The sequence below is a fragment of the Catellatospora sp. NPDC049609 genome (assembly GCF_040675365.1).
Classification (GTDB): domain Bacteria; phylum Actinomycetota; class Actinomycetes; order Mycobacteriales; family Micromonosporaceae; genus Catellatospora.
The window spans coordinates 1-1,653 of record NZ_JBFAOU010000444.1; the positions used below are offsets into that span (position 1 = coordinate 1).

Sequence of the window (1,653 nt, forward strand, 5' to 3'; positions counted from 1 at the left end):
ATTGGTGAGGGTTGGGGTGGTCAGGGCCGGGCGGGTGGCTGGCCGAAGCCTGTCCAGCCGCGGGTGCCGGGCTGCAGGCTGTGGTTCTCGGTGGCGCGGCTGGGCGCCGTGGTGCCGTCGCCGAGGGCCTGGTGGTCGAGGATCGAGCGTAGGTCGGCGTCGGCGAACCGGCCGGCCATAGCCGCGGTCCCCAGGGCCCGGTCGACCGCGGCGACACCGCGCAGCTTGGCCATGGCCACGGCCTCGGCCATCTTCGACGCGATCCCGCGTACTCCTTCGGCGGCGGCCTCTTCCAGCCATGACGCGGCGCCGGGGCCGATGGCCAGGAACGCCTCCTCGGCCGCGTTCTGCGGGCGTGGGGTGCGCTGGCCGCGGGCTGAGGGCGGGTAGTGGGCGTCGACGATGACGGGGTTGCCCGGGGTCGAGCGGCGGTGGCGGGTGATCTCGGCCGCGACGCCGTCGACGATGCCGGTGACGACGAGTTCGTCGCCGTGCCAGCGCACGAACACCTGCCGGCCGGCGTGCTGGTGCGGCACCGAGTAGCGCACCTGGTCGACGCGGATGGTGGAGTCCTTGTCGTGGACCTGCCGGGTGGTGCCGAACGCCGCGGTGAAGGGCTGCTCGGGCACCCGGTGCAGCCGGAACCGTTCCTCGTCGAGCATCTCCACCGGGCGGCGGCGGGTCTCGCGGTGCACCCGGGTGTTGACCTCGGCCATGAACTCGTCGCAGGCCTGTTCGATCTGCGTGAACGTCTCGTAGGCGCCGCGCAGGTTGGTCAGGGTGGGAACCAGGTCCCGCTTGGCGATCTTCACCGCGTTCTCGGCGCCGCCCTTGGACGCCGGGTCGGCCGGCACGCAGGTGCGGATCACCGTGCCGTAGAACCTGCCGATCGGCACGATGTCGGGGTTGCGGACCGGGATCGTGGCGATATGGCCGGTGGTCACGGTCTTCTCGTTGTCGGTCAGGCAGTAGGTCGGCACCCCGCCGAACGCCCGGAACGTCGCGTCCAGGCACGCTGCGACCGTGGGAATGGTGCGGTCCAGGACCGGGATCACGACCCGGAACCGTGACCAGGCCAGCCAGCAGCACCACAGCGACGTGCGCCGACCGTCCAGCCGTGGGCCTTCGCCCCAGTCCCACTGCATCCACAGTCCTGGCTCGGTCACCCAGGGCCGGTGCACCCGCCGGTGCCCGGCCCGGAACGCCTGCCTCGCCGCGGCCACCGCCCGCCGCGTGGTCCGGTCGGTGCCGTCATAGCCCATCGCGACCAGCTTCTTGTGGACCTGGTCGGCGCCGATCTTGCCGAACGACGCCTCGACCAGTTCCTCGACCTTGGGCAGGAACGCGTCGATCATCTTCGGGCGGGGCTGGCGGGTCGCGGGATCGACGCCGGTCCCGCGAAGCTGCACATACCGCCGAACGGTGTGGTGGTCGCAGCCGGCCAATTCAGCCGCTTTGCGGTAACTGCCCGTCAGGTCGTAAGCAGCCAAAATTTCCATGATCTCCTCATTCGATTTCACGGGCGCACACTCTGCCAAGAGCGGCAGCCCGGACCAGATGGGGAGGTCAGATGTCCATCAGCGGGGAGCGTTCATGTCCACCAGCGGGGACGCTTCATGACCGCCGTTGGGGACTTTGCCACGTCCGCCGACA

General features: G+C 70.5%; 1 protein-coding gene. It reads right to left on the reverse strand.

All coding sequences use genetic code 11. From position 1 onward, the window contains the following. Positions 1-20 precede the first annotated feature (20 nt). Complete coding sequence (gene istA, locus AB0J67_RS41000; protein ID WP_363491210.1) at positions 21-1,520, reverse strand: IS21 family transposase; 1,500 nt, start codon at positions 1,518-1,520, stop codon at positions 21-23. Between the last annotated feature and the right edge of the window lie 133 nt (positions 1,521-1,653).